The sequence below is a fragment of the Stanieria cyanosphaera PCC 7437 genome (assembly GCF_000317575.1).
GTDB lineage: Bacteria > Cyanobacteriota > Cyanobacteriia > Cyanobacteriales > Xenococcaceae > Stanieria > Stanieria cyanosphaera.
On the sequence record NC_019748.1, the window covers coordinates 2,382,527 to 2,403,832 of the forward strand.

18 protein-coding genes are annotated in these 21,306 nt (G+C 36.3%); 4 read left to right on the forward strand and 14 right to left on the reverse strand.

The features are described 5' to 3' along the window. Positions 1–21: 21 nt before the first annotated feature. Entirely contained in the window at positions 22–1,074 is a 1,053-nt protein-coding gene (hisC, locus tag STA7437_RS10415; RefSeq protein ID WP_015193345.1) for a histidinol-phosphate transaminase, read from the forward strand. Positions 1,075–1,135: 61 nt separating this feature from the next. Here the strand turns inward: hisC and STA7437_RS10420 are convergent, their stop codons facing one another. After that, positions 1,136–2,443, reverse strand: coding sequence for an ankyrin repeat domain-containing protein (locus STA7437_RS10420; protein ID WP_015193346.1), 1,308 nt, complete (start codon positions 2,441–2,443; stop codon positions 1,136–1,138). A gap of 140 nt (positions 2,444–2,583) precedes the next feature. Between STA7437_RS10420 and STA7437_RS10425 the strand changes: the two genes are divergently transcribed. Then, positions 2,584–3,057, forward strand: a complete 474-nt coding sequence (locus STA7437_RS10425) for a DUF4079 domain-containing protein (RefSeq protein ID WP_015193347.1) — start codon at positions 2,584–2,586, stop codon at positions 3,055–3,057. A 163-nt stretch (positions 3,058–3,220) separates the two neighbouring features. On the opposite strand, the gene STA7437_RS10430 is transcribed toward STA7437_RS10425, so the two are convergent. Together STA7437_RS10430 and STA7437_RS10435 are read right to left on the reverse strand one after the other, a co-directional pair. Then, the gene (locus tag STA7437_RS10430; protein ID WP_015193348.1) at positions 3,221–4,171 is read right to left on the reverse strand and encodes a DUF6208 family protein; all 951 of its coding nucleotides are present in this window, start codon (positions 4,169–4,171) and stop codon (positions 3,221–3,223) included. A gap of 261 nt (positions 4,172–4,432) precedes the next feature. Next, positions 4,433–5,101 carry a hypothetical protein gene (locus STA7437_RS10435; RefSeq protein WP_015193349.1) on the reverse strand — a complete coding sequence of 223 codons (669 nt, stop codon included), beginning with the start codon at positions 5,099–5,101 and terminating at the stop codon, positions 4,433–4,435. Between the two features lie 364 nt (positions 5,102–5,465). Between STA7437_RS10435 and STA7437_RS10440 the strand changes: the two genes are divergently transcribed. After that, a complete protein-coding gene (locus tag STA7437_RS10440; RefSeq protein WP_015193350.1) occupies positions 5,466–6,932 on the forward strand; it encodes an expansin EXLX1 family cellulose-binding protein in 1,467 nt (488 codons plus the stop codon). A 104-nt stretch (positions 6,933–7,036) separates the two neighbouring features. Here STA7437_RS10440 and STA7437_RS24850 read toward each other — a convergent pair whose 3' ends face one another. The 3 genes from STA7437_RS24850 to STA7437_RS10455 form a co-directional block, all read right to left on the reverse strand. After that, positions 7,037–7,972, reverse strand: a complete 936-nt coding sequence (locus STA7437_RS24850; protein ID WP_051036048.1) for a hypothetical protein — start codon at positions 7,970–7,972, stop codon at positions 7,037–7,039. Positions 7,973–8,055: 83 nt separating this feature from the next. Next, positions 8,056–10,161: a bifunctional arginine dihydrolase/ornithine cyclodeaminase gene (argZ, locus tag STA7437_RS10450; RefSeq protein ID WP_015193352.1), complete on the reverse strand. Its 2,106-nt coding sequence runs from the start codon at positions 10,159–10,161 to the stop codon at positions 8,056–8,058. 127 nt (positions 10,162–10,288) lie between these two features. Further along, complete coding sequence (locus STA7437_RS10455) at positions 10,289–11,593, reverse strand: cytosine deaminase (protein WP_015193353.1); 1,305 nt, start codon at positions 11,591–11,593, stop codon at positions 10,289–10,291. Between the two features lie 212 nt (positions 11,594–11,805). Here STA7437_RS10455 and uvrA point away from each other — a divergent pair, with 212 nt between their 5' ends. Next, positions 11,806–14,733, forward strand: coding sequence for an excinuclease ABC subunit UvrA (gene uvrA / locus STA7437_RS10460; protein WP_015193354.1), 2,928 nt, complete (start codon positions 11,806–11,808; stop codon positions 14,731–14,733). 544 nt (positions 14,734–15,277) lie between these two features. Here uvrA and STA7437_RS27670 read toward each other — a convergent pair. The 8 genes from STA7437_RS27670 to crtH all read right to left on the reverse strand — a co-directional run bounded on the left by STA7437_RS27670 (position 15,278) and on the right by crtH (position 21,234). Then, a complete protein-coding gene (locus tag STA7437_RS27670; RefSeq protein WP_216087157.1) occupies positions 15,278–15,376 on the reverse strand; it encodes a type II toxin-antitoxin system RelE family toxin in 99 nt (32 codons plus the stop codon). Between the two features lie 3 nt (positions 15,377–15,379). After that, positions 15,380–15,532, reverse strand: coding sequence for a type II toxin-antitoxin system RelE family toxin (locus tag STA7437_RS26870; protein ID WP_216087111.1), 153 nt, complete (start codon positions 15,530–15,532; stop codon positions 15,380–15,382). A 107-nt stretch (positions 15,533–15,639) separates the two neighbouring features. Then, positions 15,640–15,726 carry a hypothetical protein gene (locus STA7437_RS27850; RefSeq protein ID WP_456114955.1) on the reverse strand — a complete coding sequence of 29 codons (87 nt, stop codon included), beginning with the start codon at positions 15,724–15,726 and terminating at the stop codon, positions 15,640–15,642. A gap of 112 nt (positions 15,727–15,838) precedes the next feature. Further along, positions 15,839–16,273 carry a DUF29 domain-containing protein gene (locus STA7437_RS10470; RefSeq protein ID WP_015193356.1) on the reverse strand — a complete coding sequence of 145 codons (435 nt, stop codon included), beginning with the start codon at positions 16,271–16,273 and terminating at the stop codon, positions 15,839–15,841. Positions 16,274–16,618: 345 nt separating this feature from the next. Next, positions 16,619–17,839, reverse strand: a complete 1,221-nt coding sequence (gene ispG / locus STA7437_RS10475) for a (E)-4-hydroxy-3-methylbut-2-enyl-diphosphate synthase (RefSeq protein WP_015193357.1) — start codon at positions 17,837–17,839, stop codon at positions 16,619–16,621. Positions 17,840–17,996: 157 nt separating this feature from the next. After that, positions 17,997–19,079, reverse strand: coding sequence for a phosphotransacetylase family protein (locus tag STA7437_RS10480; RefSeq protein WP_015193358.1), 1,083 nt, complete (start codon positions 19,077–19,079; stop codon positions 17,997–17,999). A gap of 34 nt (positions 19,080–19,113) precedes the next feature. Then, on the reverse strand, positions 19,114–19,491 hold the full coding sequence (ebsA, locus tag STA7437_RS10485) for a type IV pilus biogenesis protein EbsA (RefSeq protein WP_015193359.1): 378 nt from the start codon (positions 19,489–19,491) through the stop codon (positions 19,114–19,116). A gap of 222 nt (positions 19,492–19,713) precedes the next feature. Further along, the gene (gene crtH / locus STA7437_RS10490; protein ID WP_015193360.1) at positions 19,714–21,234 is read right to left on the reverse strand and encodes a carotenoid isomerase; all 1,521 of its coding nucleotides are present in this window, start codon (positions 21,232–21,234) and stop codon (positions 19,714–19,716) included. Positions 21,235–21,306: the final 72 nt, after the last annotated feature.

Here is a 21,306-nt window from a genome sequence, read left to right on the forward strand (position 1 = left end):
TCAATAAACCGTACAATTTCTATGAGTTATTTTCGTGCTGCTGTTGATGCCATGACTGGCTACATTCCTGGGGAACAACCAAAACCAGGGACAAAGATTATTAAACTCAACACCAACGAAAATCCTTATCCTCCTTCTCCTCATGCTGTAGAAGTTTTACGTACTCTCGATAGTGAATGGTTGCGACGCTACCCCGATCCTTATGCCAAAGATTTTTGTCAAGCAGTCAGTGAAGCTTTAGGTGTCCCTTCTGATTGGATTTTAGTTGGTAATGGCAGCGATGAATTACTTAATGTCATAATTCGCGCTTGTGCAGAAGGAAGCGATCGCTCTGTAGTTTATCCAATGCCAACCTATGTACTTTATCGTACCTTAGCTGCGATCCAACCTGCTCAAGTTCAAGAAATTCGGTATCCTGAAGATTTTCAATTACCAATAAAAAAACTTGTAGCTGCTAAAGGTGCAGTTACTTTTGTCGCTTCTCCTAATAGTCCATCGGGACATTTAATTCCCTTAGAAGATTTACGCTCATTAGCCGAGCAAATTCCTGGAATTCTGGTTATAGACGAAGCTTATGTAGATTTTGCTGATTATTCAGCTTTACCTTTGGTTTTTGACTTAGAAAACCTTGTCATCCTCAGAACCTTATCCAAAGGATACTCCTTAGCTGGTTTAAGAATGGGTTTTGCGATCGCCAATCCTAAGTTGTTATCAGGTTTGTTTAAAGTTAAAGATAGTTATAACATTGATGCGATCGCTACTGCTGTCGGTACGGCAGCTATGAAAGATCAAGCTTACAAAAATGAATGTGCTAATCAAGTAAAGATTTCACGAACGAAATTAACCACAGACTTAAAAAATATTGGTTTTGAGGTTCTTAATTCTCAAGGTAATTTTGTTTTAGCAACACCCCAAAATAATAGTGCGGAGTATTTATATCAAGAATTAAAACAACGAGGTATTTTAGTTCGTTATTTTAAACAACCTGGTTTAGAAGATAAATTACGTATTACCGTAGGAACAGAAGCACAAAATCAAACTTTACTAGAAGCATTAATTTCTTTAATCAGATAGCAATTTTATTTCAACTAATTATTTGTACTTGATCCAAATCTAAAAACTAATTTTTGGCTGGTTACTTTTCTGTTGCACCAGCTTGTTGTAGTAACTTGACTATTTCCCCGTATTCATTAAATCTAGCTAGCATTAAGGCGGTATAACCACCACGGTTGCGGAGATCGAGTTGAACTTGATTGGTTTTGAGTAGAGTTTCAACAGCCTCAGTATAACCGCGATGACTTGCCCACATTAAAGCGCTTGCACCAGAACGATCTTGGATATTAACATCTGCACCAGCTTTAATTAGTTCCTCAATTATTTTAACTTGACCGCGATCGCAAGCTTGCATGAGAACTGTTTTGCCGTCTGGAAGTCTAGTATTGGGATTAGCACCTGCTGCTAATAGCATTCTGATAATCTGTTCGTTGTCGTGTGCCAAGGCTAAAGTTAAAGGTATTTCTTCTTGATTTTCTAGTTGGGGATTAGCACCGTGATTAATTAATAACTCTACAATTTCTTGATATCCTTGCAAACAAGCTATCATTAACGGAGTATCACCAATTTTATTGCGATAATCAACTTCTGCGCCTGCTTTTAGTAACGTAGCAACAAGATACCGATATCCTTCAACTGTAGCTATGTGTAAAGGTGTGTCTCCTTGTAAATCTGCCAAATTTGGATTAGCACCAGCTTTTAATAATTGTTGAACAATTTCTTGATTGCCATTGCTTGTCGCGATCGCTAGAGGAGTTTCTCCTGTGGTAGTGGTTAAATCTATTTCTGCACCTGCTGGTAATAAAATGTCAATAATCAAGGGATTTTCTGTTTCTGTAGCTAAAGTTAAAGGAGTTTCACCTTGCCAATCACGATTATTAATTGCTGCGCCAGCTTGAACTAATTCTTGCACTATTTCGGGTCGATTTGAGCCAATCGCTAGACTTAAAGGACTATCTCCATCGCGGTCGCAAATATTGATTTCTGCACCTGCTGCTACTAAAAGTTGCACTACTTGTAAATAACCACGATAAGCTGCGATCGCCAAAGCAGGAGTACCATCATCATTAACTTGGTTTAGATCTGCACCAGCATTAATTAAAGTTTTGACAACATCGATTTGATTTGCTGCTGCTGCCATCATTAAAGCCGTAATAAGGTGAGGTTGGTTGCTACAATTAACGTCTGCGCCAGCTTGAATCAGTAAATTGACAATTTCGCTATAACCTTTTTGAGCAGCATACATCAAAGCGGTAGTACTTTTTTGATCGCGCTCATTAGGATCTATGCCGTGATTCAATAACTCTTGCACTAAATCGCGATCGCCATTAATAACTGCTTGTAATAACGAAGTGTTTTGACTAAGAATCATCCCTATTACCCAACTCATAACCCTACTGTTTTCAGATTATGTCAGTTTGACAAACTTTTAATTAAGGTTTTTTGAAGGGCATAACTGTTAACTTTCTAATATTGCTTTATGTTAAGTTAAGTTTTATAAAAATTATAGATTAACTTGAGAAGAACACTATGGCACTAGAGATTCCTGACACAATTAAAACTTGGTCACAATTTGGTCATCCTATTTTAATGTGGGTATTATTGGGCTTGACAATTTATGCGTTATATCTTGGGATGCAAATTAGACGTACTCGCAACGCAGACAAAGAGGTTAGAAAAGAATTAGTTAAAAAGAATTTTAGTCTTAGACATCATCAAATTGGTTCAATTTTGCTAGCCTTGATGGTTTTAGGCACAATTGGTGGGATGGGAGTGACCTATATTAATAATGGCAAATTATTTGTAGGGCCTCATCTTCTAGCTGGTTTAGCTATGACAGGAATGATTGCTACTTCTGCTGCCTTAGTTCCTTATATGCAAAAAGGTAACGAATTAGCTCGTTATACTCATATTACTCTTAATGTTGTTTTGTTAGGTTTGTTTGGTTGGCAAGCCGTCACTGGAATGCAAATTGTCCAAAGAATTATTGAAAAAATGGCTTAATTTATTAAGAATCATTGGTCATTGGTAATTTACACTGATGACCAGTAATAATTAAATGGGTTCATTGTTTTGTTGAGACCTACGGTAGTGCGCTTCGCTTAGGTTGATGGTTGATTATTTGTCCCTCATAATTAGTAATTAGTAATTAGTAATTAATAACTGGTCACTGTAAAAGCCAATGTTGAAGCTGATTATTTTCTTCAATTAGTTGAGAATTAAAAGATACTTGTTCAAGTGTAGTATTGGGTTTGGGACGAATTCTTAAAAGATAATAACCATTCATTCCTGTTGCTGGTAAAGTGTATTTTTCTGTTTTAATTTGACAATAATTTAGGGGTAAACTAGAGCGGTCATAAATAGTAAAATAAATATCGTAATCTTGAATTAAAGAATTGCTAAACTCTAGTTGTAAGGTTTGAGTTTTAGTTAAATAATTATAGAAAAATTCTGTAGCTGGCGCACCTACTGGTAAAAATTCGTATCTGACAAAAGATTCTGGTAACCATTTTCGTAACTTAAGAATAGTAAAAATATAATAGTGTAAACTCAAGTAAAACCAGTTTTTGGCTTGAATTAAATTGTGATAAAAATCATTAATATTATTGGGAACATCCGTAGCGGAAACAAAATCTTGGTTATCTATTTTAATAGCAGGTAAATTAATACTATTGCGCCAATTATAATATCTAAGCCCTAAAGAATATTTTCCTGGTTTCAATTCAATTGATTGCCAGGATTTAGTAGAATTAATTTGATGAGATTCAAGGCTAGTAATAGTTCGATAAGTAGGAAAACTATAAACGACTGCAATCCAAGAACCAGCAGAGTTATTAGCAGATTGTAAATCTATAGAGATTGATTTTTGAACGGCAAAAGGCCCTAGAGTTCCAATAATTGCATGAGTGTTCCAACGCGGACCTTTAGTCATTAAGACAGGTAAACTCAAAAAAGAATTAATTGTTTCTTGAGATAAAACTCGCCATTGAGAAGCTTTTTTTTTGTTGGTTGCTAAATAAAGAGTGAATAAATTGCCAATCAAAAACTTCATTATTTTATAAAATATAAAAGATAATAAAGCAAGAGTAATTTCTCCAATTAAAACAATATTATTCATTTATTTTTATCTCCGTCGAATTTGACATATAGTATTTTTTGATTAAATGAGATACAGTAACTATTCTGGCTTTTTGTTAATGGTTAATTGTTGGTCGCTACGCGCACCTTCGGTGAGGTTGATTATTCATCTTTCATAATTAGTAATTAGTAATTACTAACTGTAAAAGCTAATTATAAGAATTGTTATAAGCCAAATAATATTAGTTACAAACAGATTTAATTTAAAATGATCGCTTTTGAAGTTTCATTTTTTCTTTGTTTATATTTCTGACTCTAAACTTTGAGTATCTGCTACATTTAAACCAACAATATCTTCAAAGGCAGCGACAATAATACAAACTGTTAAAGGAATAGTAACTAGTAGTCCTACTCCTAAAACTAATAATCCTCCTAAATTTAGTAAACCTAACAGCAAGATAAAACCAAAGAAAGCAAACCATTTTTTAGTAATTATTTTCCGACTAGTTTCCAAGGCTGACCAAAAACCAAAGTGTTTTTCAATCACAAAACAAATTCCAAAAACATAAGCAACAGCTAAATATATTCCTGGAATAATTAATAAAATACATCCTAATATTGTCAAAATACTTCCAACTAAATTAACTAAAAAAATTGGCAAAAAGTTATTAAAACCAAGAAAAAAGTCGCTAAACGTTTTGGTTCTATTTTTAGCAATTTTCAAAGCTACAATATAAATACCAGCTACTAAAACTGGACTAAGAATACCATTAATTATGCCCCCTTGACCATCTTCATTAATTCCTAATGGATACGGAAGACGAGCCGTAAAGCCCGAAATTACAATTACTAAAGTAGTAAAGCCAATAAATTGCCACATATATTGCTGAAAAATCTGCCAACCCTGCTGAAAGTATTGACCTCTTTTAAATGTATAGTTTGGCTTTAAGTTAAATTTATGACCGCTCATGAGCAATTCCAAAGTGTTACAACAAAATTTTATCTTTGAAATTGTTTAATGTTTGAATACTTGAAGTTTATTGTTAGATTTTCATCGACTGCTGCGTTATTTTTACTTGAATCTTTTGACAAGAAATTAATCGTACTTGTTGACTGCACTATTCAATTGAATAGAATACAGTCCCTAATCAATCAAAAAGCTTATTTACTTTTAGTCTAGCTTACTGAAAAGTGTCCTAATTAAAGCTTGCGATTCAACTTTGAGATCACAATTATTCCCGATTGATATCACCGTCCTTCTAGGATTATGAAGGAATTATGAAGTAATACATAAAACAATTACTTTTTGATTAAGAGCATCGGGAGATAACTGAATGCAAATTTTAACCAATAATAATCTAATCCAAACTGATTTTTCCATTAAAACGGAATGGAATAATGGATTTACGGGAAGATTAGATATTTTTAATACAGGAGAAACAATTGATGGTTGGACAATAGAGTTTGAATCTGCTTTTGAAATTGAACCTGGCATGATTTGGGGCGCAGAAATTGTTAGTCATGAAGGCTATCGCTATATTTTAAAGCCAGTAGATTACAATGAAATCATTAATTTTCAACAAACCATTTCAATTTTCTTTAACGCTAACAAAGTTAACGGACAAATTATTAGTCCTACCAATATTTCCTTTGATGACGATCCTACTTCTACAATTAAAGCTTCGCCAGTTAATACATCAGAACCAGTAGCAGAAGTTCCTGCTGTGGCAAATTCAGAGACAGTCACAACACCAGATGATAATTTATCCACAGACGTTGATTTTACGCTGATCAAAGATTGGGGAAGTGGCTTTGAAGGTAAAATAACGATTACTAATAACGGTAATAGCAATATTGATAGCTGGAGTCTAGAATTCGATTTTCCCAATCAAATTAATAATATTTGGGATGCTGAAATCGAGAGTAATGAAAATGGTAACTATGTTGTTAGTCACGCTGCCTGGAATCGTGAAATTGCTGCGGGAGAAACTTTAACTTTTGGGTTTACTGGTTATAATTCAGTTACTTCAGAACCACAAAATTTTGAATTAAATGGTTCAACTTTTACTAGTCTTAGTATTTCCGACAGTATCTATACTTTTTCTAATCCTAATTTAGCACCAGAATTAAAACTCAATCAAAACTATCAGGGCAGAGGTACTTTTTATGATGCTGCTAATCCTTCTGGTGGCAAAGGTGCTTCTGGTTATGATGTGCCAGCGCAAAGTGAGCTAGAAAAAATTGTAGCGATTAATAATGTGCAGTGGAATGGTTCGGAAGCAAGTGGTGCTTTTTTGGAAGTATCTGGCCCTAAACAAAGAGATGGTGCTACTCCAATCATAGTTCAAGTGGTAGATTATTTATACGAACGAGCAGATGGCTTAGATTTGAGTGCAGAAGCTTTCGCTGAGATTGCAGATCCTATTGATGGAATAGTTAATCTCAATTATAAATTAATAGGCCCTGCCGATGACTATGTAACAGCTTATGGTTATAGGATCGGTCAAGGTATTGTTGTCGAAGGAATTTCTGAAACCAATCCTTATTACGCAGCAGTCAGATTAAATAACCACCGCTATCCGATTGAAAGTGTTGAGTTGATTACCAATGATGGTAACCTAATCGATCTTAATCGCGAGTCTGATAATCGTTTTGTTTTAAACGGTAATTATCCGCTTAATGGCGCACAAGATCTGCTAGTTACTGATATCTTTGGTCAGCAGATTACCTTAAATGATGTGGATATTACTAATGGTTCTAGTGCTGATATTGTAACTGGTGAACAATTTAACCTAATTTGATCTTGAACTAGTGATTTTCAGATCTATCAGGTGTAAACTCGATTATTTTGAGGCAGGAGTAAGAATATAGTTTATATCAATAATTCGAGCAACGCTATAGTTTTCTAGAGACATGGTTCTAAATTCCATTCCTGTGAACCTCTATCTGGATAACAGCGATTTTGTTGTCCTACCCAAATTAGTTGCCATTGCTTGCCTTGAGGTTTAAATTCTAAACGATAACGCGTTCCTTCAACTGAATCATCTAATAAACCTGTTTGAGTCAGTAAAACGACTGGTTGATTAAAAACTCGCTCAATTAAAGTTAATTCTTCTTGAAAGTTGCCTTCGCTGGGAATTTCTTTAGCACCGTAGAGATTCTTGGCAATTTGAAGGGGATCTTCACCAATAACTTGATCGGGTATTTCTAGTTTAGTAAAAAGCCTGCGCCCTGGATCGAGGGGTACATTACCAATCTTTTCTTCTGCTAGTTGTTCCAGCTTGCCATCAGCTAAATTGTAAGTCTGAACTACTTCTAGGGTAGGGCAACATTGGGGTTCTGCTTCTCCCTGTTTAATTAGTTGAACTTTGATTTGTTCTTCTGCTAATTTAACTGATTTTACCCAAACGCGATCGCCTAAAAATTGAGTTGCTAAGGTTTGATATTGTCCAGCTACTTCTTTCATCACCACCAGATGAATAAAAATTCCCGAACCTCCTGTATTGGAACTCAAGAGAACTGTAGCGATTTTAGTACCATCAGGAAGGCGATCGTAGTTAATTGTACCAGGTGTATTTTGAAAGAAAACTACTTTTCGTTCGGCATCATTTTTGTATTTTCCATTAGTAAGATTAAACTCACCAATGTCTGGTAGTTGGTATTGAGTATTTTGTAATTTAGACAATTCTTTGCACCAAACGGATTTTTCCTTTGTCCAAACTTCGCGAGTTTTACAGTTATACCAAGTAATTGATTCAGGAACCGGCGGTTGATTGGCAGAAGCACAAGGAATCATTAAACTAAATCCTACTAATAGCCCGAAATATTTTAATCTGTTCATTATTTTTTTTGTAGAAATAAAGAGGTAAACAGTTATTATTAGAGACGTAACACGTTACGTCTCTACAGTTACCACCTAATTATTTAAACAACTTGGTAAGGACTGGTCAATTTTTCCAACTGTTTAATTAATAAACTGAGGAATAAACCAACATCTGTAACTACTCCAACTGATTCTACTGAACCGCGATCGCTTAACTTGGTCACTACCGCAGGGTTGATATCGACACAAACCATTTTTACTCCCGCAGGAGTCATATTACCAACTCCAATCGAATGTAGCATCGAAGAAAGCATTAGAATCATGTCTGTTCCTTCAATCAATTTGGCATACTCTGCTTGTGCCTTAATCAAATCCATTTGAGTATCGGGAAGAGGGCCATCATCGCGAATTGAACCAGCTAAACAGAAGGGAATGTTATTTTTAACGCATTGATACATGATTCCCTTAGTTAGAATTCCTGCTTCTACAGCTTTGGCAATACTGCCATAACGACGAATGGTATTAATCACTTTGAGATGATGACGATGCCCACCACTGACAGGAGTTCCTTTTTGCATATCCACACCCAAGGAAGTACCCATCAACGCTTGTTCGATGTCGTGAACTGCGATCGCGTTACCTCCTAATAAAGCTTGCACATAACCATCACGAATTAAACGAGAAAGATGTTGTGCGCCACCAGTATGAATTACCACTGGCCCTGCGGTAACAACCACTTTACCACCGCGGTCGCGAATCTGACGCAATTCCCAAGCAATCTGTTCGACTACTAATTCAACTCTTCTTTCACTTGATACACCCGCACCCATAAAGCTGAATTCTTGAGAGTTACGTTGTTCTCTTGATTCGGTTTTCTTGACTGTGCGAATACCTTCAACGCCAACCACAACGCGATCGCCTTCTGCTAAATCTCGTAAAATTTTACATTGAGCAACTGTACCATCATTCGTATTACTAACTACAATTGCTCCATCCATGCGTTGTTTTTGAACTCGTACCCACTCGCAATTAATCCTCACTTCAGTGGGATAAATCGTAGTTACATAAAAGTCATCCGGAGCAACACCTGTTTGAGTACAAACTTCGGTAATCACATCACAAGTTTCTTGGGGAGGGGCAACTGCACCCAAATCGATCAACTGACGCATGATATCTTCCATCACCTCATGGGAAGGCGCAGATACCCTCACATCAGCAGCGGAAGTACTTTGTCTTTCTATACCTAAATTAAAATTCAGAACTCTAAAACTACCGCCGTTTTCCACGACTAAATCTAAAGCCTGATTCATAATACCAGCATCTAGAAGATGTCCTTCTAAATGAATAATTCGGCTTTCTACAGGTACGTTAGCATGAACATCTGGTAAAACGGGTTCAGTGATTCTTAAAGTCAGACATTTAGCTGCACCACCAGCTTTAAGAAATTCGGTTAAAGGTGTTTCAATTACTGAAAAACCTACTTCTGCTAAACGTTGTTTAAGACTGTCGCTTGCTTGATTCATTACTACAGTACGATCAACATTAACCGCATTACAAGCAAACTTCACTGCATCAGCTTCTTCAATCGCAATTCGCTTCTCGACGGGTACACGCATTTCGATCAAGCGATTGGAATAGGAATCAAAGGCATCGGGATAATAAAGTAAATAACCATCAGTTAAAGGACAAAAACAAGTATCCAAGTGATAAAAGCGATCGTCGATTAACCTTAAGGATAAAACCTCAATATCTAACCATTTGGCAATATAAGGATGGGAATCTAACTCCGAACGGAAACCATAACCAGCCCACAACCAACGCCCTTCTCGATCTAATAAAGCATCCCCTGCACCTTCAAAGGGTAAGTCTTTAGGCAATTCGTGGACGGTAAAGCCATTATTTTCAAACCATTGCTTAAAATGAGGTTCTTCGCCCTGACGTTCTTTGTGATAAAAACGACTAAGAACTACATTATCACCCAAGACTAAACCAGCATTAGCCGTAAATACCATATCTGGCCAACCTTGCTGAGGCGGAACTAAGTCTACCACCGCCAAATCCTTGAGGACATGATATAGTTTTTGCCACTGTTCGGCAGCGCGATCGCGCGAAGATTTATGAATATTTCCCTCCATCCACGGATTAATCACATAATCTACGTCGTAGTGATCGGGGGAACACATCAGGATGCGAATTGACTCAGCCATATACTTTTATTGGGGATCTACTCTCTACAATACTGGCGTTAATAGATTTTTTGGTTCTAAAAAAAATTATCCTATTTTCGAGATCACGAAAGGAACATTAATTACTTTTTTACATCGATCGCATTTGTTATTGTAAAACTAAGTCGTCTAATTCTGCATAGTCTGGTAAAGTTGTATCAATCGGTTTGCCATTACGTAGCACAATTCGGTCATGTTGCGACCGCGATAATAGTTCACTAAAATAACGAGCTTTAAAAATAATTAAATTAGCTGGTTGACCAACTTCTATTTTACCTAAATCAGATAATCCCATTAAATCAGCTGGAGTTGTAGTAACGCTACTAATCCAATCACTATAAGGTGTATCGAGATGAGCGATTCTGACTGATTGATTAAATACTTCTAAAACATCATGATCACCAAATCCATAAAACGGATCGCGACAGTTATCACTAGCAAAAGCTACAGGAATACCAGCTTGTTTAAGTTCATGGACTTTGGTTACTCCGCGCCAAAAAGGAGTTGTTCCTGGTTTGCGATCCTGTAGATATAAGTTACACATCGGTAGACTAACTACACCAAGATTAGCTTGTTTAACTAAAGCGATCGCTTTGGCTACAACTTCTTCTGACTGGACTGCTAAACTACAACAATGACCACAAAGAATTTTGCCTTTGAATTGATTACGAATTGCTGCTTCGGCTATTTTTTTTAAACAAATTGAATTTGGATCATTATTTTCATCGGCATGAAAGTCTAAATCTAAATTTCGTTCTTTGGCTAGGGTAAATACAGTATCTAGCTGAGAGTTCAATTGAGGATTCATAAAAGCAACGCCTCCTAAAATCCCGCCAATTTCTGCAATTTTATCGGCTAAAGTAATTCCTGCCTCAGTTTGATAGTAATCTAAACTAACTAAACTAACTGCTTGCAAAGTGATTTTATCTTGCCATTTTTGTTGTAATTGTTGAAAAACATTGAGGCTAATTTCTGCTTGTTCGCCATAACAATCAATATGGGTACGCAGCGCAATTGTTCCATGAGCATAACTACATTTAATTCCAAATTCCATTCGCCGATAAACATCTTCAGCTTGCCAATATTTTTCGGCATCTTTAATAGCAATATCTAAAGCATTATCAAAAGTTCCATCCAGATTAGGAGAACGTTGCCAAATATGTCCTTTATCTAAATGGGTATGACAATCAATCAAACAAGGTAAAATGATACTTTTATTTAAATTAATACTATTATCTAAATTATTCTTTTGTCGAGCAGGAAGAACTTGTTTAATTTTACCATTTTCTATTTCTATATCTACTAAAACCAACTGTTCTGGATAAGAATTAATGGTGTTTATTTTTAAAAAACAACTAGAAATATGAGCATTTTTTAGCCAATAATTATCTTGATTAAAACTATCTAAAATCATGAAAATGTTGATTAAATTTGACAAAAAATAAGAACAATCATACTCACTTGATTTTTTACATGAGTTAAAGTGATGCCTTACAATCTTTATAACGTTTTTTAAATATGTAGAGAGGTAATATGTTACGTCTCTACACCAGTCTCATAATAAAAAAAAACCGCTATATCTAATAAATCGCTACAATCATTTATGTTTGTTCATCTCCTCCATCCATGCCAGACTCTGCCAACACCCAAGACACAATTCGCATCAAAGGTGCCAGACAACACAATCTAAAAAATATCAATCTCGAACTACCACGCAATCAATTAATTGTCTTTACTGGTGTATCTGGTTCAGGAAAATCTTCCCTTGCTTTTGATACAATTTTTGCCGAGGGACAAAGAAGATATGTCGAATCTCTTAGTGCTTACGCTCGTCAATTTCTGGGACAATTGGATAAACCAGATGTCGATGCGATCGAAGGTTTAAGTCCTGCAATTTCCATCGATCAAAAATCTACTTCCCATAATCCTCGTTCCACAGTAGGAACAGTTACAGAAATATATGACTATTTAAGACTTTTGTTTGGTCGTGCAGGTGAACCCCATTGTCCTCATTGCGATCGCTCTATTACGCCTCAGACGATTGATGAAATGTGCGATCGCGTGATGTCTCTTCCCGATGGTACTAAATTCCTCATTCTTGCACCTGTAGTCCGCGGCAAAAAGGGTACTCACAAACAACTATTATCTAGTTTAGCAGCCCAAGGTTTTGTCAGGATTCGTGTCGATTCTGAGATCAGGGAACTAGTAGACAAGATTGAGTTGGATAAAAATTATACTCATAACCTTGAAGTGGTTGTTGATCGTTTAATTAAAAAACCTAATATTCAAGAGCGTTTAGCAGATTCTCTTGCTACCTGTCTCCGTCTTTCCTCGGGTATTGCTTTCATAGAGGTATTAAATGATACAGCGAATCGAACCTTTGATTCTGAGGCTAATAATTCCCAAAATGGACATCTCGATCAAACAGATCTACCCCAAGAAATAGTTTTTTCTGAAAACTTTGCTTGTCCCGAACATGGAGGAGTAATCGAAGAATTATCCCCCAGATTATTTTCCTTCAATTCTCCTTATGGTGCTTGTCCTCATTGTCATGGCATTGGAAGTTTAAAAACCTTTGCACCAGAATTAATTGTACCTGATGAAAAACAACCAGTATATAGTGCGATCGCTCCTTGGTCAGATAAAGACAATACCTATTATCTTTCTTTACTTTACAGTGTCGGACAAGCTTATGGTTTTGATCTTCAAACTCCTTGGCAAAAATTAACCAAGCAACAACAACAGGTATTACTTCATGGTAGTGAAGAACCAATTTTATTTTATTCAGATTCTAGTAATGGTAAAGGAGATGGGCATTTTCGTCATTATCTTGGCATCGTGAAAATGCTGGAGAGAAACTATCAAGAAACTAATTCCGATGCAATCAAACAGAAATTAGAACAGTATTTAATCAATCAACCCTGTGAAGTTTGTCACGGTAAACGTCTCAAACCTGAATCTTTAGCAGTTAGTTTAGGACAGTATCGCATTAACGATTTAGTTAGTGTTCCCATCCGAGACTGTTTAGAGAGAGTCAATCATTTACAACTTACTACTCGGCAGGCATTAATTGGAGAATTAGCTCTCAAAGAAATCAAAGCTCGTTTACAATTTTTACTTGATGTTGGTTTAGATTATCTCACTCTCGATCGCGCTGCGATGACTTTATCGGGAGGAGAAGCACAAAGAATTCGGTTAGCAACTCAAATTGGTTCGGGTTTAACAGGAGTTTTATATGTTTTAGACGAACCCAGTATTGGTTTACATCAACGAGACAATGATCGTTTATTAGCTACCCTCAAAAAACTTAGAGACTTAGGTAACACGTTAATCGTAGTCGAACATGACGAAGACACAATCAAAAATGCGGATCATTTAGTTGATATTGGTCCTTTAGCAGGAGTACATGGAGGAGAAATAGTTGTTCAAGGAAGTTTACAAGATTTACTACAATCTGAAAAATCTCTCACAGGTGCCTATTTATCCCACCAAAAAACTATCGAAACTCCACCCCAAAGAAGAGAAGGAAAACAAGTTTCTCTTTTATTAAAAAACTGTCAGCAAAACAATCTTAAAAATATCGATCTTGAAATTCCTTTAGGAAAATTTGTCTGTATCACTGGGGTTTCTGGTTCGGGAAAATCAACTTTAGTTAATGAACTTTTATATCCTGCCTTGCAACACAATCTCACTCGTAAAAAACCTTTTCCCAATAACCTAGGTGGAATCAAAGGACTCAATGCTATTGATAAAGTAATCGTAATCGATCAATCTCCTATTGGGAGAACTCCTCGTTCCAACCCTGCAACTTACACAGGAATATTTGATTCAATTCGGGCAATTTTTGCCGAAACTATTGAAGCTAAAGCAAGAGGTTATAAACAAGGCAGATTTTCTTTCAATGTCAAAGGCGGACGTTGTGAAGCTTGTGGAGGACAAGGTGTTAATGTGATCGAAATGAACTTTCTTCCTGATGTCTATGTTCAATGTGATGTCTGTAAAGGTGCTAGATATAACCGCGAAACTCTTCAAGTTAAATATAAAGGTTATTCCATTGCGGATGTTTTAGATATGACCGTAGAAGAGGCTGCCGATGTCTTTCAAAATATTCCTCGCGCAGCAGGTCGTTTACAAACTTTAGTTGATGTTGGTTTGGGTTACATTAAATTAGGACAACCCGCACCTACTTTATCTGGTGGTGAAGCACAACGGGTTAAACTCGCCTCGGAATTGTCTCGTCGTGCCACAGGAAAAACTCTTTATTTAATTGATGAACCGACTACGGGTTTATCTTTTTATGATGTCCATCATCTATTAAATGTATTGCAGAGATTAGTAGATAAAGGTAATTCTTTAATCGTGATCGAACACAATTTAGATGTGATCCGTTGTGCCGATTGGATTATCGATTTGGGCCCCGAAGGTGGAGATAAGGGAGGAGAAATTGTCGCTGTTGGTACTCCTGAAGAAGTGGCGGAGAATCAGAATTCTTATACAGGAAAGTATTTAAAGCAGGTTTTGCAGCGTTATCCTGTTTCAGTTGGAGAGAATTGAAGCAATTAGTAATGATGAGAACAGGTTCGATTGCCACACCTTTTCCATTATGAATATAATACCATGTCAAGAGTAGAAGTCAAGAGGAAAATTTTTTCTCATGCAGAGGCACAGAGAGAGTAATTATTTTGATTGTGTACGTTACGCTAACTTCTTGCGCTTCATTTAAGGTGGTAGTTATGCTAGATGAATTCTCTACTTTTTTGATCTTTTTAAACTAGATATGCGAAATTTATTTCCTGGCTACTATAAACCTACAGAAAATGAGTTTCAGGAATTATGGCAAGAAGGTATTTTTTGTTTTGATACTAATATTTTATTTTGTTAATCGACTACAATTCTAAATAACTTCTAGAAATTTCAGATATAAATTCTTAAAGTGAATAATCTACTTTCTCTTAATTTTTAGCATAGACTATTTTAAATTAAAACTCTCTTAATCAGTAATATGCGATCGCGCTAATCAATCATGTACACAATAACGTAAAATAAAATAACTCTAGAGTTATTGTTGGTTAAATTGAGTAAAATAAGATTACTAAATTTACCGATAAATGTCGCGTCGGTGTCCAATATCGAGAATTGTTATTTTATTGTTGAGATCGTCTATCTCATAAATAACTCGATAAACCCCGCTCCTAATACGTCAACCTTCTCTTCCTGTTAATTTTAAAAACCCCGATGGTCTAGGATTTTTGCTTAATTTTCTAATATTATCTCTAATTTTTTGATAATCTCGCTCTGGTAAATTAGCTAAAAAATTAGCAGCACGTTTTTTGATATTAATGCTGTAATTCATTACCGATTTTGCTCAATTTTAGAAATCGCCTGTTCAAAAGAAATTTCTTCATCTTCATCAGAAATAGTTTGATCGTAAGCTCGAATTGCTTCTAATTCTTCTGATGCTTATAATAGTTTATGGTATTCTTCAAGTTCTAAAACTACGCCGATTTGGTTGCCATTTTCGTCTGTAATATATTTCTGTTTTAACATTATTTGAAAGTTGTTTCCTTAGCTCATCCTTGGCTCGATTGTAACTTATCGAGACAATAACGTACAATATATTCAGTCTTTAGACGCATTATGAATAGATAGCTCGATTTTTTTATTCTAAAAACCAATTTTCATCTAAAACAACATCAATTGTATAGGGACATTGATTAGGAAATGTGTTCAAAGATAAATTAGTTTCTAATGATGTATCTTTGCGAGCTTTTTGATAGGGTGCTTCCAAGTTTAAGGTTAAATAATTTTTTAGACTAGGACTGGATTCTAATTGTTCTAAGATTCGACGACGATGTTCGATAATAGTGTATTTCCAACTATTAATTCTTTTTTCTAGCTGAAACTCCCATTTAAGCAAGTGCATCAATAAAATTCGTAGATTGCTAGTTAGTCTTTGTTTTTGGGATTTCCCCATATCATCTATTTCTTCCCACAAATTTTCCCAGTCCATTTCATCCCATCTTTTTTCCTGGATTTTTTTTAGTACGTCTTCTATCCATAGATAATAATCTTGTTCATACAAATTATTGGACATGGTATTACTTTTGACTAAATTTAAATATTGTTTGTCTTCTAATTCATGTTTTAAAGTTTGTCCATCAATAAACTCATGAACTAAAAAGAATTCCTCATGTTCTTCAAAATAATCTAAAATTGTTGGTCTTTGAGGATACTTACCTAAATTTTGCTAGATCAAACGTTAAACTAATCTCCCCAAATCCCGCGCGATTACACTTGCGGAGGAGAACTCCGTGTGTAATCGCGCGCTATATCCCTGAAGTACCCAAAAATACTATTACATGTTTAATTGAGTGGAATTACTTATAAAGGGCTTGGCAAAACCAAACCCTGACAAACAATCTTTTTAAATAATTATTGATTAAGGATCGACCCAACGACCATCAGTTTTGATCAGATTAATCAATTCTTCCACACCTCGGTCTTCTGGTACTCGTTTAATTTCCTCTCTACCGCGATACAAGGCAATGTAACCCGATTGTTTACCTACATAACCATAGTCTGCATCTGCCATTTCTCCAGGGCCATTAACAATGCACCCCATCACAGCAATATCTAAACCAGTTAAGTGTTTAGTTGCTTCGCGAACTTTATGCAGTACTTCTTCTAAATTAAACAGAGTACGACCACAAGAAGGACAAGCGACATACTCTACCATCGTCTTGCGTAGTCCCAAAGCTTGCAAAATACTATAGCAGACAGGAATTTCTTTTTCTGGTGCTTCGGTGAGAGATACCCGAATAGTATCGCCAATACCTTCAGCTAATAAAGTTCCAATTCCCGCAGTAGATTTAATTCTGCCATATTCTCCATCTCCTGCTTCAGTTACACCTAGATGCAAAGGATACTCCATGCCCAACTCATCCATCCGTTTGACCATCAGACGATAGGCAGCAAGCATGACAGGGACGCGAGAAGCTTTAAGAGAAATAACTATATTATAAAAGTCTAAAGATTCACAAATTTTAATAAATTCAAGGGCAGATTCTACCATGCCTTCAGGGGTATCACCGTAGGTAAACAGCATCCTTTCGGCTAAAGAACCATGATTAACCCCAATCCGCATGGCTTTGCCTTGATCTCTTAAAGAAATTACCAAAGGCTCTAAAGTTTCACGGATTTTTGCTCCAATTTCATCAAATTCTGCTTGAGTATATTCAGTACGATCGCCTGTTGGTTTTTCAAAGACGTATAAGCCTGGATTAATTCTAACTTTATCAACGTGTTTGGCAACTTCGAGGGCAATTTTCATGCCATTATGATGCACATCGGCAACCAAAGGAACTGGTTGATAGGTTTCGGCTAGTTTTTGCTTAATTTCTGCTAAAGCTTTGGCGTGTGCCATACTAGGAACTGTCACGCGGACAATTTCGCATCCAATCTCATGAAGACGGCGAATTGCAGCTACAGAACCATCAATATCTAACGTATCCTCGTTAATCATTGACTGCACGACTACAGGATAGCCACCGCCAATGGTCACGTTACCTACTTGAACAGGACGAGTTTTACGACGATGAATCGTAGTATCAAAAGCTGGTGAGTTATTAGCAGTAAGATTAGGGTTATCCAGAGTTTGCATAACTTATTGTGATCTATTTGGTAGCGAATTTATCCACATTTACTCAAATTATCTCATTGTTAGAGTAAGAGAATGTGAAACGATCTTAAGTCATTTGTATTAATAACAATGACCCAATCTTGCTAAATTTTAGATTTTCAATGCCAAATTTTGATAGTTATACAGTTACGGCTGGTTCTAAACCGAGAGAATTCATTAATCTATTAATCTCAAAGTATTTATTCATTAACTCTTGAATACATTGAACTTTAATCGGTTCATGGATAGGAACTCTACCAAAAGCACGATCAATTATTTCTACAGTAGTTAAAGTATCGAGATTAACTGATAAAACAGGAATTTCCAAATCTTCAGCGCGATTGAGGATTAAAGGTTGAGGTGGAATATGACCAGTCAAAATCAAACAGTGAGTTGAAGTTTCTAAAGCAGCCATTTGCAATTCAGTGCGATCGCTTCCTGTGATAACTGCCATGTTTTCTCGTTGACGGAAATATTCTAAAGCAGAATTTACATTCATTGCCCCGATACTCAGACTTTCTACCATCAAATCTAAGCGGTCTGGACGACAAAGAACTTGGGCTTTAAGTCGTTTAGCTAATTTGCGAACACTAACACTACGAAGTAAGTTATTTTTTGGTAACAGTCCTAATACAGGAATATCTTGTCGTTCTAAATAGGGTTTAACTACGGTTTGAACCTTACCCATTTCCTGTAGAGCAATATCATTAATTACAACCCCAATCAAGCGATCGCCCAAAAACTTCTTCGCCCCTAATAAACTAGCTGTTAACAACAACGAATCATAACGCGCTATTAACAAAACCGAGGCATCAATTTCTTCAGCAATTTCTGCTACAGAAAGATTAAATAAACTTCCTTGCCAAAGACTACCAGGCCCTTCGAGTAAAACCAGATCTCCTTGTATTTCAGCCAGATAATTTTGTAGAGCTTCGGTATAATCAGTTTGATTGTTGCCTTGCAGACGATTATTAATCGTCTCTTCGTCTAAATATAACAAAGGCGATCGCACTCGACTAGCAGATAATCCTAGAGTACTAGTTAAAAAATCGACATCTTCTTCAAATAGTTCTTCAGAATCATCAGAATAAGTTCCCAAGGGTTTCGCATAAGCAACCCCAATTCCTTGTTTCTTTAATTGATGAGTCAAACCTAAAATGGTTGCTGATTTACCACTATATCCTTCTGTCGAGCCGATTAATAAATACTTGGCATTTGCCACTTATCCACTCCTTAGATAAACAATTAATTGATTCTCACTGCTCTAAGCGTAGTAATTTTCGATAAAACTCGCTAGGAAAATCCGTCAAGTGAGAACGTTTAAAATTTATGATGACATCAATTAAGTAATCAATAAACTCTGAGTTAGACAATGTTACTTCATAGCTCAAATCTGCCTGCCCATCAAACTGTAAACGACAGCGAGTCAACTCCGAAGGCAACTTAGATACATACCAACTAGCCACAAAAGGAATATTGTCTCCTCCTTCAATCACACGCTGTCCTTCTAAAGAACCCTGACGATATAAAGAAATAGCAACAGGTAAAGAATCGTGTTTATTTTTTGAATAGTAAGGCATATAAATAATTACATCGCCTCTGCCAACAGGCTTTAATTCTTCAATAGTAGACATAAACAAAAATCAGAACAATCTCTTGTCTTGAATGTTTGATAATTGAGCTAATAGTTATCTTGCTAATTGCCTATTTCTTTATAGCACCAGTTTCTTTAGACTGTGGAATTTTCAGTGACCAGTAGAGACGCGACATATCGCGTCTGTACACCATTACCAGTTATTAATTACTAATTATGAGGGATGAATAATGAACAATTAACAGTGACCAGTTAACTTTAGTTATAAACCCAAATCTACCGCAACTCGATGACCACAAGCAAAACCCGAAAAAGCTACTGCATTTAAACCTTGACCAGGAAAAGTACTATCCCCAACGCAATATAATCCATCAATAGCAGTACGATTAAAGGGCATTCCTAATAAACCAGCTAACTTACGACTAGGGACCGGGCCGTAAGTACCATCATCTCTGCCTAAAAAACGACGATGGGTACGAGGAGTTCCCACTTCTTGATAATCTAACCCTGCTGCTAGTCCAGGAAAGATTGCTTCTAAACGATGAATTAGTTTGGCTGCTGCGGTTTCTTTTTTCTCTTCATATTCTTGAGGTGATAAACCTTGCCAGTCTTCAAGCCAACTAGGGGTAAAAGTATGAATAATATGATGTCCTTCTGGAGCAAGACTAGGATCGAGTAGAGTAGGAATGGAGACAAAAATAGTTCCTTCAGCAGTTTCCATTTTTTCCCAATCTTCTAAGACAATATGATGACATTCGGTTTGGGGTGGTAAAACTTCTGCTTTAACTCCTAAGTGTAAACTGAGGAAACTAGGAGATTTTTGATATCGCTGTTGCCATCGTTTTTCTGAGGCGGGCATTTGTTCTGGAGGTAATAGTTTTTCAAAGGTATCCCAACGAGTAGCATTGGAAACTATTCGGTGAGCGCGATACTCTTTTCCGTTGGCTAGTTTGACTCCAACTGCTTTACCGTTTTCTAGTAAAATTTTGCTTACTCTGGCTTTGTATTGAATTTCTCCCCCTGCTTTTTCTAACCCTTCAACTAGTTTTTGAGCAATTTGTCCTACTCCACCTTTCGGATAGTTGATACCACCATAATGTCTATCGGAAAAGACCATTCCCGCATTAATCATGGGAGTATGGGAAGCTGGCATAACCGACCAACAGTAACATTCCATATCAATAAATTTTAGTAGTCGCGGGTCGCTGATGTAACGACGAGCAATATCTCCCGCATTCTGAGGTAAATATTTAACTAATCCTAAACAGGCAAAGGGATGTTGAAAGAATACTCGCATTAAATAACGAGGTTCTTCTAGGGAAAGCAAATCCATCGCATTGAGGCAGTTGAAGACTTGCCAGCATTGATCATAAAAACGACGAATTCCTTTGGCTTCATGGGGAAAGATTGCAATTAGTTCTTGCAAAAATTTCTCATAATGACGATGGACTTTTAATTCTAATCCATCAGGAAGATGATAATGAATTTGAACTGGATCGGGAATGGTTTCGATCTTCATCCCTACTGCTGCTAAGGCGCGAGTCAATAAATTAGTAGTTCCTTCTGTACCAAAACCAAAAATCATTGAAGCACCGACATCGAAGCGATAGCCTTCTCTTTCAAAATAGCCAGCACTCCCTCCAGGAATTAGGTAACGTTCTAAGACTAATACTTTTGCTCCTTTAGCAGCTAATTGAGTAGCGGTAACTAAGCCACCAATACCAGAGCCAATTACTATTACATCATAATCAACTTTTGTCTTAGTTATTGCGATCGCGTTCATATTTTAAATAGACTTTTTGAAAAATTCCTGAATATTTAGTCTAGTTTACCGCTAAAAAAAAACAGGGGAGTC